The following is a 12613-nucleotide window of genomic DNA, read 5'->3' on the forward strand; positions in this document are numbered from 1 at the left end:
TCGTTTCTCGCGCCGTCCCTGGCCGATCAGGTCAGCACCGACCAGGCCAGCTTCCTGCCGTCGAGCTATGAGTCGGTGCAGGCGCAGGAGGTGGCCCAGGGTGGCGACTATGTGGGCCGGGCGGCGGTAGAGGTCCAGGTCGGTGAAGTGGCGCATCTGCCAGCCGTTCGCCGCGAGCCAGTTCATCCGGGATCGGTCATGCCGGAGGTGATCGCGGTCCAGATGGGACGTGCCGTCGTACTCGACTCCGACCCGACGTTTCCGGTAACCGAGGTCGAGGCGGTAGAGCGGCACCCCGTTGCTGTCCGGGACCCACAACTGGGGCTCCGGTGGCGGCAGGCCGCCATCGATCAACACCAGGCGGAGCTGACTTTCCTGCCGGCACTCCGCCCGGGGATCCGCGCGGGGTACGAGTTCACGCGCCTGGCAGACGCCGCGCAGGCGCTCGTGCCGAGCGACCTCCACCCGAAGCTCCTCGGGTTGACAGGCGCCCACGCGAAGACACAGGTCCAGCAGCGGCATCGCGTCCATCCGGCGTAGCGACCGGGCCAGGTCGACCGCGCACCGGGCGGCGGGGGCGCACGGCACTCCGGCCAGCAGCACCGGGTCGCGTACCGGCAGCACCGCCTCGTGCGCGACAACCCCACGGATGTGCGGCACGTTCTCCCCAGCCGGCACGATGATGTGTACGTCGGAGCTTCGGGCGTCGCCGAAGCCGTGCAACTGCGCGCCCGTGTGGAATCCGACGACGGCCGAGTCGGGCAGCCGCCGGAAGATCGCCGCCAGGTGTCCGACCGCTTCAGGGTTGGGCGTGTAGACGCTGCGCGACACTCGGTGCAGCCGGGACAGCCCCGTCAGGGTGCGCACACGTTCCCGGCTGAGGCCAGCGGCGACTAACTCGGAGTATCGATACAGACGCTCTGCCATGCCGCAGAAACTGCGGCACGCAGCCGCGAACCCTCCACCCCACCACAGCAACCTGTGGACAACTCCCACCCCTGTGCAAACCCCCCACCCAATCCCCAGCCGTGCTATGAGCCCCACCCCACACTCGCGTCGATCATGGAGTTGTGGTGCCGGGCAGAAGCCTCGAATCGGCACCTACCGCCCACCACAACTCCATGATCGACCGGCCGGGGCGGGGGCGGGGGTTAGTCGCAGCCGTAGCCGTCTTTGTCGCGGTCCAGTTTGTAGACGTCGCTGCCGACGACCTTGACGGTTCCGCGGACGTAGGCGGGCCCGTCTCCCGAGCCAGGCAGGCAGTCCACGTCGGTGGCGATGGGGACGCAGGGGGTGTAGTTCGGGTCGCAGTTCGACTGTTTCTTGGTGCCGACGGCGACGACCTCGGTCACCGGCTGCTTCGTCACGACGGACTTGACCAGCTTCTTGCCCGTCTGCACGCCGTCCGTGGCGGTGACCTGGTAGGTCAGCGTCCGTACGCCGTCCACGCCCCTGGTCCGGACCACTCGTTTGCCTTCGGCCAACGACGAGTCCTTCACGGTTCGCGCAGCGTGTTTGATGGCGGCTCGTTCCGTCACGGTCGTCACCCGCACGAGCGGGGTGGGGGCGGCACCCGACGGGGTCGAGGCCGGCGAGGTGGCGGCGACGGGGTCCGAGGGTGCCGGTATCGGCGACTGGGCCTGCGCGGGGACCTCGTCGGTGGGCTCGGCTGGCGCCGCCACGATGGGCTGCTGCGGCTCCTCGGCCGAAGTGCCCGTGCGGGTCGGCTCCGGCTCGCCGGTCAGCGCTCCGACGATGGCGGTGCCGGTGCAGCAGAGCAGCAGGATCGACAGGGTCACCGAGCCGAGGATGACGGCGACGCGTTGGCCCGGGCTGGCCCGGCGGAACCAGCCCGGGGCGGCGGACGGTTGGGGTCCGGGGGCGAACGGCGGCTGCGGCGGCCCGGGATTCGGCGGTGGTTGCATCGTCACGGCGATGAGTGTCGTCGCAAACACCGTGTGCAATATCCACCGTCGCGCCTGTCACCCGCGTCGTTCGCTCCGACCGTGATGATCGATGGGCGGCTTCCTCGGCGACGAGTCGACACCCGCGGTGACTTCTCGGGCTGGTCGGACAGGGCCGATCGTGTGGCCGCAGATGCGGACCAAAGCCGCGGATTCCCGCGCGTCGCACCGCCCTGCGCCCGGTCCACCAGGACGGCGAGGGGACCTGTCGGGATGTCGTCAGCAGACGCGGTTCAGCGTTCCTCCATGCCCCACGGCGACCCGTAGCCGGTCAGCAGGTCGAGGAACGGCATCGGGGGCAGTGCTTCGGGGCCGAGCACCCCGACACCGGACCAGACGCCGGTGGCGAGCAGCTCCAGCGCGACGACCGGGTTGACCGCGGTCTGCCAGACCACCGCCTGGTGGCCGTACTCCCGCATCGACCACTCGTTGTCGACCACGTGATAGAGGTAGACCTCCCGGGGCTGCCCGTCGGGGCCGAGGCCACGGACCCAGGTGCCGGCGCAGGTCTTGCCGCGCATCCGTGCGCCGAGGGTGGCCGGGTCGGGCAGGCTGGCGGCCACCACGTCGCGCGGGGACACGTCGACGCCGCGCACCCGGACCGGGGAGACGGCGTCCAGGCCGAGCTTGTGCAGCGTCCTGAGCACCTCGATGAACTCGTCGCCGAGGCCGTACTTGAAGGTGACCCGGCGGGCCTTGACCCAGCGCGGGATGAGCAGCACCTCCTCGTGCTCGACGTTGACGCACTCGACCGGCCCGATCCCCTCCGGGAAGTGGAAGGTCTCCGGTTCGGAGAACGGTTCGGTGGTGAACCAGCCCCGGTCTCTCTCCCAGATCACCGGCGGGTTGAGGCATTCCTCGATGGTGGTCCAGATGGAGAACGAGGGCGCGAAGTCGTAGCCGTCGACGGTGAGGTTCGCCCCGTCCCGGACACCGATCTCGTCGATCTCGCTGAACAGTTCGTCGGCGGCGTAGCGGGCGAACACGTCGGAGAGCCCGGGCTCGACCCCGATGCCGCACAATGCCAGCCGACCGGCCGCCGACCAGGAATCGGCCAGGGCGAACTGCGCGTCACCGAGCTTCACGCCTGTCTCGGCGTGTGACAGCGACATCGCCATGTCCAGGTAGTCCGCGCCGGCCGCGAACGCGCCGTCGAAGATCGGCATGACGAAGCGCGGGTCGACGGCGTTGAGCACGTTGGTGATCCGGTGCTCCCGGCACAGCGCGGTGACCGCGTCGGCCGAGGAGGCGTCCACCTGGGCGGCGACGAACCGGTCACCGTGCCCGGCGACGGCGCGCTCCGCGCGGCCGGGGTCGTGGTCGGCGACCACCATCGTCTCGAAGAAGGAGCGTCGGGCGGCGATGGCTACGGCGGCGGAGCCGACGCCACCGGCGCCGACGAGCAGGACACGCATCAGGAATCAAACCCCAAACCAAGACGATCGAGAGTACGGAGCCAGAGGTCGCGCCGGCCCTCGCGCGCGTCGGCGCGGGCCAGTGACCAGCGGGTGAGATTGATGCCGATCGCACGGACGGGTTCCGGTGGAAACGGCAGTGGCTTGCGGCGGACCAGGTCGAGCCGGGTCAGCGGGGTGTTCCCGCCGTCGAGCAGGTCGAGCAGCACCCGGGCGCCGAAGCGGGTGGCCCCGACGCCGAGGCCGGTGTAGCCGGCCGCGTACGCCAGTCGACCGCCGTACGCGGTGCCGAAGAACGGGCAGAACCGGGTGCAGGTGTCGATGACGCCGCCCCAGCTGTGGCTGAAGCGCACGTCGGCGAGCTGCGGGAACGTGGTGAAGAAGTGCCGGGCGAGGGTGGTGAAGGTGGCGTGGCGCTGTTCCAGCTCCGGGGCGACCCGGTTGCCGTAGTGGTAGACGGCGTCGTAGCCGCCGAAGAGGATCCGCCCGTCGGCGGTGATCCGGTAGTAGTGGAACTGGTTGCCGGTGTCGGCCAGCCCCTGCCGGTTGCGCCAGCCGATCGCGTCGCGTTGGGCCGGGGTGAGTGGTTCGGTCATCAGCACGTGGTCGTAGACCGGCACCAGGTACGCCCGCAGCCGGCGCAGCAGCGGCGGGAAGGCGTTGGTGGCCAGCACGACCCGTCGGGCCCGCACCGAGCCGGGCGCGTCGTCCGGCCCGCCGGCGGTCGCCGCGCGCAGAGCGGCGCTGTCGGCGCGCAGCCCGGTGACCCGGGTGTGCTCGTGCACCCGTACACCGAGGTCGAGGCAGGCGCGGCGCAGTCCCCACGCCAGCCTCGCCGGGTCCACCATGGCCACCCGGTCGGCGTCGAACATCCCACCCAGGTACGTCGGCGAGTTCACCTCGGCGCGTACCTCGTCGCGGTCGAGCAGCCGCACCCGGTGGCCGTACCGGCGGGCCAGCTCCGCGTCGGCGGCGAGCCCGTCGAGCTGGTACGGGGCGACGGCGACGGCCAGCTCGCCGGTGCGCTCGAAGTCGCAGTCGATGCCGAACTCGGCGACGGTGGTGGCGATGGCGTCCAGGTTCTCCCGGCCGAGACGATCCAGCTCGCCGACCTCGTCGGGGAACCGGTCGACGCCGTTGGCCAGTCCGTGCGTGAGCGAGGCGGCGCAGAAGCCGCCGTTGCGCCCGGACGCGGCCCAACCGCACGTCCCGACGTCGACGAGCAGCACATCGCGGTCGGGATCGGCCTGTTTGGCCAGCAGGGCGGCCCAGAGCCCGCTGTACCCGCCGCCGATCACCAGCAGGTCGGCGTGCTGCGGGCCGGTGAGTGGCGGCAGCGGGTCGGGGCGTTCCGGGCGGTCCAGCCAGTACGGCACGGGTGCCGCGTCGGCGAGCGCCCGGCCGGTATGCGGGAGGGTCATGACGGCCGGCGTGTCGGTCGGGGCTGCGCCGGACCGGTCAGCAGGTTGGCGCGACGTGCCCGCCGTCCGCGCAGCGAGCTGAGCCCGACCAGCAGCAGCGCGATCACGAACATCGCGGTGCCGATGACGTTGACCTGCGGTGGGATGCCCCGCTGGGCAGCGCCCCACACGTACATCGGGAACGTGACAGTCGTGCCGGCGTTGAAGTTCGTGATGATGAAGTCGTCGAAGCTCAACGAGAACGCCAGCAGCGCGGCGGCCACGATGCCGGGCAGCACCAGCGGCAGGGTGATCCGCCGGAAGGTCTGCCACTCGCTGGCGTAGAGGTCCATGGCGGCCTCCTCCAGCCGCCGGTCCATTCCGGCGAGCCGCGCCTTCACGGTGACCACCACGAACGACACGCAGAACATCACGTGCGCGATGACGATGGTCCAGAAGCCCTGCGGTACCCCGGCGGACACGAACAGGGCCAGCAGCGAGGTGCCCATCACCAGTTCGGGGGTGGCCATCGGCAGGAAGATCAGCACGTTGATGCCGGACCGGCCGCGGAAGCGGTGCCGGACCAGCGCGAACGCCATCAGGGTGCCGAGCACGGTGGCGACCACCGTGGCGACAAAGCCGATCTGCACGCTGCGGACGACCGCGTCGCACATGTCCGAGGTGGCACACGGTTGACGCCAGTTGTCGAGGGTGAACTCGTTGAAGTCGTACGACAGCCGACTCGACGGCCGGTTGAACGACAGCCCTGCCACCACCAGGATCGGTAGCGCCAGGTAGCCGAGCACCAGCAGCGCCACGATCATCACCCAGCGGTCCGCCAACCAACGGGACACTCTCACCGGAGCCGCCTTTCGTTCGCGACTGCGGGGCTCCGCTGCGCTGCACTCCTCGCGCTCACAGCACCTCCTCCGTGCCGGCCCTGCGCAGGTAGCCGAAGACCACCGCGAGGATCGCCGCCATCAGCAGGAACGACAGGGCGGCGCCCTGCGGGTAGTCCAGCCGGACCAGGAACGCCGAGTCGATGACGTTGCCGATCATGTATTCGTTCGGGGTGCCGAGCAGTTCGGCGTTGATGTAGTCGCCGCTGGCCGGAATGAAGAACAGCAGCGTGCCGGCGACCAGGCCGGGCATGGACAGCGGCAGCGTCACTCGACGGAACGCCTGTACCGGGCTCGCGTACAGGTCGGTGGCCGCCTCCAGCAGCCGATAGTCCAGCCGCTCCAGGCTCGCGTAGAGGGGCAGCACCAGGAAGGGCAGGAAGTTGTACGTCAGGCCGAGCACCACCGCGAAGGGGGTGGCCAGCAGCCGGCCGTCCGGGGCGAGCAGGTGCACGTCGCGCAGCAGGCCGACGAGCGCGCCGTTGTCCGACAGGATCGTCTTCCAGGCCAGCGTGCGAACCAGGAAACTGGTGAACATCGGCGCGACCACGCACACCAGCAGCAGGTTCTTCCACCGGCCGGCCTTCTGCGCGATGGCGTACGCCAACGGGTAGCCCAGCAGCAGCGCCAGCACCAGGGCCAGACCGGCGTAGCCGAACGAGCGCAGGAACTGCGGCCAGTACGCCTGCACCACGTCCGGATAGTTGCCGAACGCCCAGGTCAGCGCGTACCCGGTGGACAGCGAGCCGCTGGGGTCGTACAGGCTCGCCGCGGCGAGCTGCACCAGCGGCACCCCGAAGAAGATGAGCAGCCAGGCCGCGCCGGGCAACAGCAGGAGGTACGGCAGGAGCCGGTGCCGCCCGGACCGGGCTGCCGGTGGCGCGGGCGGCGCCTGCCCCGAGCCGGTGGGGGCCAGGAGGGTCACGACGACGCACCCACCGGCTCGTCGAGCACCGGCGACGTCCGGTCGGTGTCGGCGGCGTCACGGGGCAGCAGGAACGCGTGCCGCGGATCCCAGTACGCCACGGCCGTGCCGCCCACCGCCACCCGCGCCGGCGTTCCGCTGTTGGCCGCGAACACCGACAGCTCGCTGCCCCAGTCGGTGCGCAGCAGGTACTGCGTGCTGACGCCCACGTAGGAGGCGTCGCTGACCACCCCGGTGACGTGCTGATGCCCCGCGGGCACCTGGTCGGCGGAGCCGACCAGAATCAGCTTCTCCGGGCGTACCCCCAGGTGGACCGGGCCGTGGTCGGTCCGTGACCGGCCGGCGGGCACCGAGAAGCGCGCGCCGTGCGCCGTCACCGCGACGTCGCCGCCGCTGGCGCCGACGGCCTCGCCGGCGAGCAGGTTGGACTGGCCGAGGAAGTTCGCGACGAACGCGGTGGCCGGGAACTCGTAGAGGTCGGCCGGGGCACCGAGTTGCTCGATCCGGCCGGCGTTCATCACCGCGACGGTGTCGGCCATCGTCATGGCCTCCTCCTGGTCGTGCGTGACGTGTACGAAGGTGATGCCGACCTCGGTCTGGATCCGCTTCAACTCGATCTGCATCTGGCGGCGCAGCTTCAGATCGAGTGCGCCGAGCGGCTCGTCGAGCAGCAGTACCTGCGGCCGGTTGATGAGCGCGCGGGCCAGCGCGACCCGTTGCTGCTGGCCGCCGGAGAGCTGGGCGGGACGGCGATTGCCGTACCCGTCGAGCTGCACCAGCGACAGCATCCGGGCGACCTCGTCGTCGACCGCGCGGATGCCGCGTCGACGCAGTCCGAAGGCCACGTTCTCGAAGATGGTGAGGTGCGGGAACAGCGCGTAGCTCTGGAACACCGTGTTGACGGGCCGCTTGTACGGCCGCAGCCGGGCGATGTCCCGGTCGCCGAGCAGCACCTGACCGCTGGTCGGCTCCTCCAGCCCGGCGATCATCCGCAGGGTGGTGGTCTTGCCGCAGCCGGACGCGCCGAGCAGCGCGAAGAACGAGCCCTGCCCGATGGTCAGGCTGAGGTCGTCGACCGCGGTGAAGATGCCGAACCGCTTGGTGAGGTTGGCCAGGCGCAGATCGCCGGCGGGTGTCTCGCGCGCCATCCCGTCACGCCCCGATGACCTGCTGGAACTTGCCCTCGTACTCCCGTTCCTGCTTTTCGTCCAGGGCCATGAACACCTTGGACTTCGACAGCAGCGCCTCGTCGGGGAAGATCAGCGGGTTGGCCGCCAGCTCGGGGTCGATCTTCTCCATCTCGGCCTGTGCACCCTTGACCGGGCAGATGTAGTTGACGTACGCGGCGACCTTCGCGGCGACCGCCGGCTCGTAGTAGTAGTTGATCAGCGCTTCGGCGTTGCCCTTGTGGGCGGCCTTGTTGGGGACCATCATGTTGTCGCTGTAGAGCATCACGCCGGAGTCGGGCGCGACGAACTGCACCTTCTCGTTCTCACTGGAGAGCTGGATGACGTCTCCGGACCAGCCGATGCACGCGGCGATGTCACCCTTGGCCAGGTCGGGCGCGTAGTCGTTGCCGGTGAACTTGCGGATCTGCCCGGAGTCGACGGCCTTCTTGAGTTTGTTGAGCGCGTCGTCGAACTGGGCGGCCGTGAACTTCGCCGGGTCGTGCCCGTTGGATCCGAGCAGCAGGCCCATCGTGTCGCGCATCTCGCTGAGCGCGGTCACCTTGCCCTTGAGGTCGGGGCGGGTGAGCAGTTCGTCGACGGTGCGCACCTCCCTGGTGACACTGCCGTTGAAGGCCAGACCGGCGAGGCCGGACTGCCACGGTATGGAGAGCCGGTTCTCGGTGTCGAAGGAGCGGTTGAGCAACGACGGGAGCAGGTTGGCCTGCACGTTCGGGATCTTCGCCGGGTCGAGCTTCTGGATCCAGCCGAGTCGGATCATCCGGGCCGCCATCCAGTCGGTCAGCACGATGATGTCCCGGTCGGTGCTCTGGCAGGCAGCGAGCTGGTTCTGCACCTTGCCGAAGAACTCGTTGTTGTCGTTGATGTCCTCGGTGTAGGTGACCTGAATGCCGCTCTTCGTGATGAACTCGTCCAGGCTGGGCCGCTTGGATTCGTCCTTCTCGTCCACGTCCATGTACTGCGGCCAGTTGGAGAAGGCAAGCTTCTTCTCGGTGCCGGACAGGTCCTCGCTGACGCAACCGGCCTCGGTCTGCTGGGCGCCCTTGGTGCCGCAGCCGGCGAGGCTGCCACCCGTGGCGAACAGCGCGGCCGAACCGAGAGTGCCGGTGAGCAGTCCACGCCGGGAGAGGGGCCGGAGGGGAGTACGCATGACGACTCCTAGGGGGTCATCGTCGGCGGGCGGGACGGGGGTGGCGCGCCGGCGGAGGGGTCGGGACGTTCAGGTGCCGTGGCGACTGATCCTGACATGAGGTGACGTCCCTTACAAGGGATTCCGTTGCGGGATTAGCGATGCACGACGAAATACGCCAGACTGCGCGGTGATACACGCGCGACATCACGATTCGGGACATGGGGAGCGGACGATGACGAACCGGCAGCACGAGAACGGCAACGGCGGCCGACGCGTCGCTGTCCGTGAAGGGGCCAATCACGCTCTGCTGGACGACGTGGCCAAGCAGATCATCGAACAGCTTCAGGAGGACGGCCGCCGACCGTACGCGACCATCGGCAAGGCGGTGGGGCTCTCCGAGGCGGCGGTCCGCCAGCGCGTGCAGCGACTGCTCGACTCCGGCGTGATGCAGATCGTCGCGGTCACCGATCCACTCCAGCTCGGCTTCCCCCGCCAGGCCATGATCGGGCTGCGTACCGATGGCGACCTGGAGGCCGTGGCGGACCGGCTGGCCGAGCTGGATGAGGTCGACTACGTGGTGATCACCGCCGGGTCGTTCGACCTGCTCACCGAGGTGGTCTGCCGCAACGACGACCACCTGCTGGAGATCCTGCAACGGCTGCGCGCGGTGCCCGGGGTGCTCTCCACCGAGGCGTTCGTCTACCTCAAGTTGCGCAAGCAGACCTACACCTGGGGTACGGCCTGACGCTCGGCGCCTGCGCTGGTTGATCGACTCGGCTTGCAGGAAATGGGGGTGTCCGCACCGCTTCGATGCCCCGGTTTCCCTGATCCCGGGTCGATCAGTGCGCCGCCCGACGGACCGCGCCGACGAACGACGCCCAGACGGTCGGCGCGAAGGTCAGGGTGCCGCCGTCGCGGTCCTTGCTGTCCCGGACCAGGACCCGGCCGGGCAGGTTGTCAGCCACCTCGACGCAGTCGCCGCCGTTGTTGCTGCTGCGGGTCGCGGTGCGCCAGCGGGCGTCGGTCATGTCCATGTCGTGGCCACTTCCCTGATCAGCTCGATCGAACGACGCTGGGGCAACGCCTCGCCGGTGACGCTCTCCCACCTGCGTCCCAGGTTAGCGATATCGATGGGATCGGTCACGACCTGCCCGCGGAGCTGGTTGTCGAGATACGCCAATTCGGTCCCGTCGGGCAGCCGGCCCAGCACGAAGGGGCCGGCCAGGCCGGTGTGCCAGGGGCTTTCGGCGGGGATGACCCGGACCTGCACGTGCTCCCACTCGGCCGCCGACGCGAGGTGCCTGAGTTGTCCGGCCATCACCGACCCGTCGCCGACCGGCCGGCGCAGCACCACCTCGTCGATCACCGCCACGAGCTGCGGTGGGGCGTCGCGGCCGAGGACCGCCTGCCGTTCGAGGCGGCTCGCCACGATCTGGTCCACCTCGGACGGCGGGACCAGGCCGCCGGTGTTCAGGACCGCGCGGGCGTACCCCTCGGTCTGGAGCAGGCCCGGCACAAGCAGCGGCTGGTAAGACCGGAGCGAGGTGGCGTCCTGCTCAAGCTCGGCCCACGGTCGGAACCACGGCAGGTCGCGGCGGCGGAACGGCTCGGGCCAGAGGTCGGCCGCGTCCCGGCGCAGGACCTCGGCCACCGCCACCCGGGTACGCGGATGCGGGATCCGACCCGTGGCGAGCCACCGCGCCGCCGTCTTCGGGTCGACGCGGACCTTCTCGGCCAACGACTCGACCGTCTCGCCCGCCTCGGCCATCGCCACCCGCAACGCCTCGTTCCCCACCGGATTCCTCCTGCCCGCCGGATGCACACCGCGACTCGGCTCGATGCACGTCGCGGCACCGCTCGATGCACGGTGCGGCTCCGCTCGATGCACGTTGTCGGCTTCGCACCATTAACGTTGCGGCGCACGATAGCCACGCTGCGTGTCGATGTCCGCCGCCTACCGGCGTGTTGCGGTGAGACATGTTGGCGCGCATCCAGGACGCCCCCTGACGGCCCCCAAGGTGCCCCGTCTGCGTCCCAAGGCCCTGTCGCCCGGTCCCCCACAGTTGATCCACTCGACATCGCCGATACCGCGCCATCAACCGCGCCCGAATACCGCGACATCAGCCATATCGAGGTGATCATCCCGTTGCGGCTCAGCAGCGATGCGGATTCCGTTGCATCTTCGGCAGACCCGCGCTGAATCCGTCGCCTGTGACCCGTCACGCCACTGATACCACTTGCCTCAGGGCCTCGGACTGTGCGATAACCGTTGGCAGAGCGGCCGGCCTCCCCCCTGACCGGCCCGACGACCGATGGGGCTGACATGGCCAACGCCACCGACCACCTCTGGATGCACTTCACCCGGATGGCGAGCTACTCCGCCGGCGAGGTGCCGACCATCGTGCGCGGCGAGGGCGCGTACGTGTGGGACGCGCAGGGCCGCCGCTACCTGGACGGGCTCGCCGGGCTCTTCGTCGTCAACGCCGGTCACGGCCGTACCGAGCTGGCCGAGGCCGCCGCCAAGCAAGCCGGCGAACTGGCCTACTTCCCGCTCTGGTCGTACGCGCACCCGAAGGCCGTGGAGCTGGCCGAAAAGATCTCCACCCTCACCCCCGGCGACCTCAACCGGGTCTTCTTCACCACCGGCGGCTCCGAGGCCGTCGAGGCGGCCTGGAAGCTGGCCCGCGCCTACTTCAAGCGGACCGGCAAGCCAAACAAGTACAAGGTGATCAGCCGGTACATCGCCTACCACGGCACCTCGATGGGCGCCCTGTCGATCACCGGGCTGCCGGGCATCAAGAGCGACTTCGAGCCGCTGGTGCCGGGCGCGATCAAGGTGCCCAACACCAACTTCTACCGGGCGCCCGAACACGGTGACGACGCCGAGGCGTTCGGCCGCTGGGCCGCCGACGAGATCGGCCGGGCCATCGAGCGCGAGGGGCCGGACACGGTCGCCGCGGTCGTCCTGGAGCCGGTGCAGAACTCCGGCGGATGCTTTCCACCCCCGCCCGGCTACTTCGAGCGGGTCCGGGAGATCTGCGACGCGTACGACGTGCTGCTCGTCTCCGACGAGGTGATCTGTTCCTGGGGCCGGCTCGGCGAGTACTTCGGCGCGCTGCGCTACGGCTACCAGCCGGACATCATCACCACCGCCAAGGGCATCACCTCCGGGTACGCCCCACTCGGCGCGATGATCGCCAGCGACCGGCTGATGGAGCCGTTCCTCACCGAGACCGGCATGTTCGCCCACGGGGTGACCTTCGGCGGGCACCCGGTCTCCTGCGCGGTGGCCCTGGCCAACCTGGAGGTCTTCGCGCGCGAGGACCTCATCGGGCACGTACGCGCCAACGAGGACGCCTTCCGGTCCACTCTGGAGAAGCTGCACGACCTGCCGATCGTCGGCGACGTGCGCGGTGACGGCTACTTCTACGGCATCGAGCTGGTCAAGGACAAGACCACCCGGGAGACCTTCGACGAGGCCGAGTCGGAGCGACTGCTGCGCGGCTTCCTCTCCACCGCGCTGTTCCAGGCCGGGCTCTACTGCCGTGCCGACGACCGGGGCGACCCGGTGATCCAGCTAGCCCCACCCCTGATCGCCGAGCAGCGGCACTTCGACGAGATCGAGCAGATCCTGCGCACAGTCCTCACCGAAGCCTGGACACGCCTCTAACCCCCCCCGACCCCACCCCAC

General features: G+C 69.8%; 12 protein-coding genes. 2 read left to right on the forward strand and 10 right to left on the reverse strand.

Annotated elements, in window-relative coordinates; genetic code table 11:
* The 8 genes from JNW91_RS24895 to JNW91_RS24930 all read right to left on the reverse strand — a co-directional run.
* Positions 1 to 867 (reverse strand): PDDEXK family nuclease (locus JNW91_RS24895; protein ID WP_203177823.1); only part of this gene is annotated, 867 nt, incomplete at its 3' end.
* Between the two features lie 284 nt (positions 868 to 1151).
* Positions 1152 to 1925 carry a G5 domain-containing protein gene (locus JNW91_RS24900; RefSeq protein WP_238425651.1) on the reverse strand — a complete coding sequence of 258 codons (774 nt, stop codon included), beginning with the start codon at positions 1923 to 1925 and terminating at the stop codon, positions 1152 to 1154.
* Between the two features lie 272 nt (positions 1926 to 2197).
* Positions 2198 to 3379 (reverse strand): saccharopine dehydrogenase family protein, encoded by a 1182-nt coding sequence (locus JNW91_RS24905; RefSeq protein ID WP_203177825.1) that lies wholly within the window; start codon positions 3377 to 3379, stop codon positions 2198 to 2200.
* Positions 3379 to 4800, reverse strand: a complete 1422-nt coding sequence (locus JNW91_RS24910) for an NAD(P)/FAD-dependent oxidoreductase (RefSeq protein ID WP_203177826.1) — start codon at positions 4798 to 4800, stop codon at positions 3379 to 3381. Before JNW91_RS24910 ends, JNW91_RS24905 begins: the two co-directional genes overlap by 1 nt.
* Positions 4797 to 5639: an ABC transporter permease gene (locus JNW91_RS24915; RefSeq protein WP_309244478.1), complete on the reverse strand. Its 843-nt coding sequence runs from the start codon at positions 5637 to 5639 to the stop codon at positions 4797 to 4799. Before JNW91_RS24915 ends, JNW91_RS24910 begins: the two co-directional genes overlap by 4 nt.
* Positions 5640 to 5694: 55 nt before the next feature.
* On the reverse strand, positions 5695 to 6603 hold the full coding sequence (locus tag JNW91_RS24920) for an ABC transporter permease (protein WP_203177827.1): 909 nt from the start codon (positions 6601 to 6603) through the stop codon (positions 5695 to 5697).
* Positions 6600 to 7751, reverse strand: coding sequence for an ABC transporter ATP-binding protein (locus tag JNW91_RS24925; RefSeq protein ID WP_203177828.1), 1152 nt, complete (start codon positions 7749 to 7751; stop codon positions 6600 to 6602). Before JNW91_RS24925 ends, JNW91_RS24920 begins: the two co-directional genes overlap by 4 nt.
* 4 nt (positions 7752 to 7755) lie before the next feature.
* A complete protein-coding gene (locus JNW91_RS24930; RefSeq protein WP_203177829.1) occupies positions 7756 to 8940 on the reverse strand; it encodes a polyamine ABC transporter substrate-binding protein in 1185 nt (394 codons plus the stop codon).
* Positions 8941 to 9154: 214 nt separating this feature from the next.
* Here JNW91_RS24930 and JNW91_RS24935 point away from each other — a divergent pair, with 214 nt between their 5' ends.
* Positions 9155 to 9667, forward strand: a complete 513-nt coding sequence (locus JNW91_RS24935; RefSeq protein WP_203177830.1) for an Lrp/AsnC family transcriptional regulator — start codon at positions 9155 to 9157, stop codon at positions 9665 to 9667.
* A gap of 94 nt (positions 9668 to 9761) precedes the next feature.
* Here JNW91_RS24935 and JNW91_RS24940 read toward each other — a convergent pair whose 3' ends face one another.
* Positions 9762 to 9956 (reverse strand): DUF397 domain-containing protein, encoded by a 195-nt coding sequence (locus JNW91_RS24940; protein ID WP_203177831.1) that lies wholly within the window; start codon positions 9954 to 9956, stop codon positions 9762 to 9764.
* On the reverse strand, positions 9947 to 10690 hold the full coding sequence (locus tag JNW91_RS24945; protein WP_203177834.1) for a DUF5753 domain-containing protein: 744 nt from the start codon (positions 10688 to 10690) through the stop codon (positions 9947 to 9949). Before JNW91_RS24945 ends, JNW91_RS24940 begins: the two co-directional genes overlap by 10 nt.
* Positions 10691 to 11245: 555 nt before the next feature.
* Here JNW91_RS24945 and JNW91_RS24950 point away from each other — a divergent pair.
* Complete coding sequence (locus JNW91_RS24950; protein WP_203177832.1) at positions 11246 to 12592, forward strand: aspartate aminotransferase family protein; 1347 nt, start codon at positions 11246 to 11248, stop codon at positions 12590 to 12592.
* The last annotated feature ends 21 nt before the right edge of the window (positions 12593 to 12613 follow it).

The organism is Micromonospora parastrephiae (assembly GCF_016802865.1).
Classification (GTDB): Bacteria; Actinomycetota; Actinomycetes; order Mycobacteriales; family Micromonosporaceae; genus Micromonospora; species Micromonospora parastrephiae.

Excerpts from the sequence above, each read along its gene's own strand:
- JNW91_RS24900 (WP_238425651.1), bottom strand. The coding sequence starts at position 1,925 with ATGCAACCACCGCCGAATCCCGGGCCGCCGCAGCCGCCGTTCGCCCCC.
- JNW91_RS24905 (WP_203177825.1), bottom strand. The coding sequence starts at position 3,379 with ATGCGTGTCCTGCTCGTCGGCGCCGGTGGCGTCGGCTCCGCCGCCGTA.
- JNW91_RS24910 (WP_203177826.1), bottom strand. The coding sequence starts at position 4,800 with ATGACCCTCCCGCATACCGGCCGGGCGCTCGCCGACGCGGCACCCGTG.
- JNW91_RS24925 (WP_203177828.1), bottom strand. The coding sequence starts at position 7,751 with ATGGCGCGCGAGACACCCGCCGGCGATCTGCGCCTGGCCAACCTCACC.
- JNW91_RS24930 (WP_203177829.1), bottom strand. The coding sequence starts at position 8,940 with ATGCGTACTCCCCTCCGGCCCCTCTCCCGGCGTGGACTGCTCACCGGC.
- JNW91_RS24935 (WP_203177830.1), top strand. The coding sequence starts at position 9,155 with ATGACGAACCGGCAGCACGAGAACGGCAACGGCGGCCGACGCGTCGCT.
- JNW91_RS24940 (WP_203177831.1), bottom strand. The coding sequence starts at position 9,956 with ATGGACATGACCGACGCCCGCTGGCGCACCGCGACCCGCAGCAGCAAC.
- JNW91_RS24945 (WP_203177834.1), bottom strand. The coding sequence starts at position 10,690 with ATGGCCGAGGCGGGCGAGACGGTCGAGTCGTTGGCCGAGAAGGTCCGC.
- JNW91_RS24950 (WP_203177832.1), top strand. The coding sequence starts at position 11,246 with ATGGCCAACGCCACCGACCACCTCTGGATGCACTTCACCCGGATGGCG.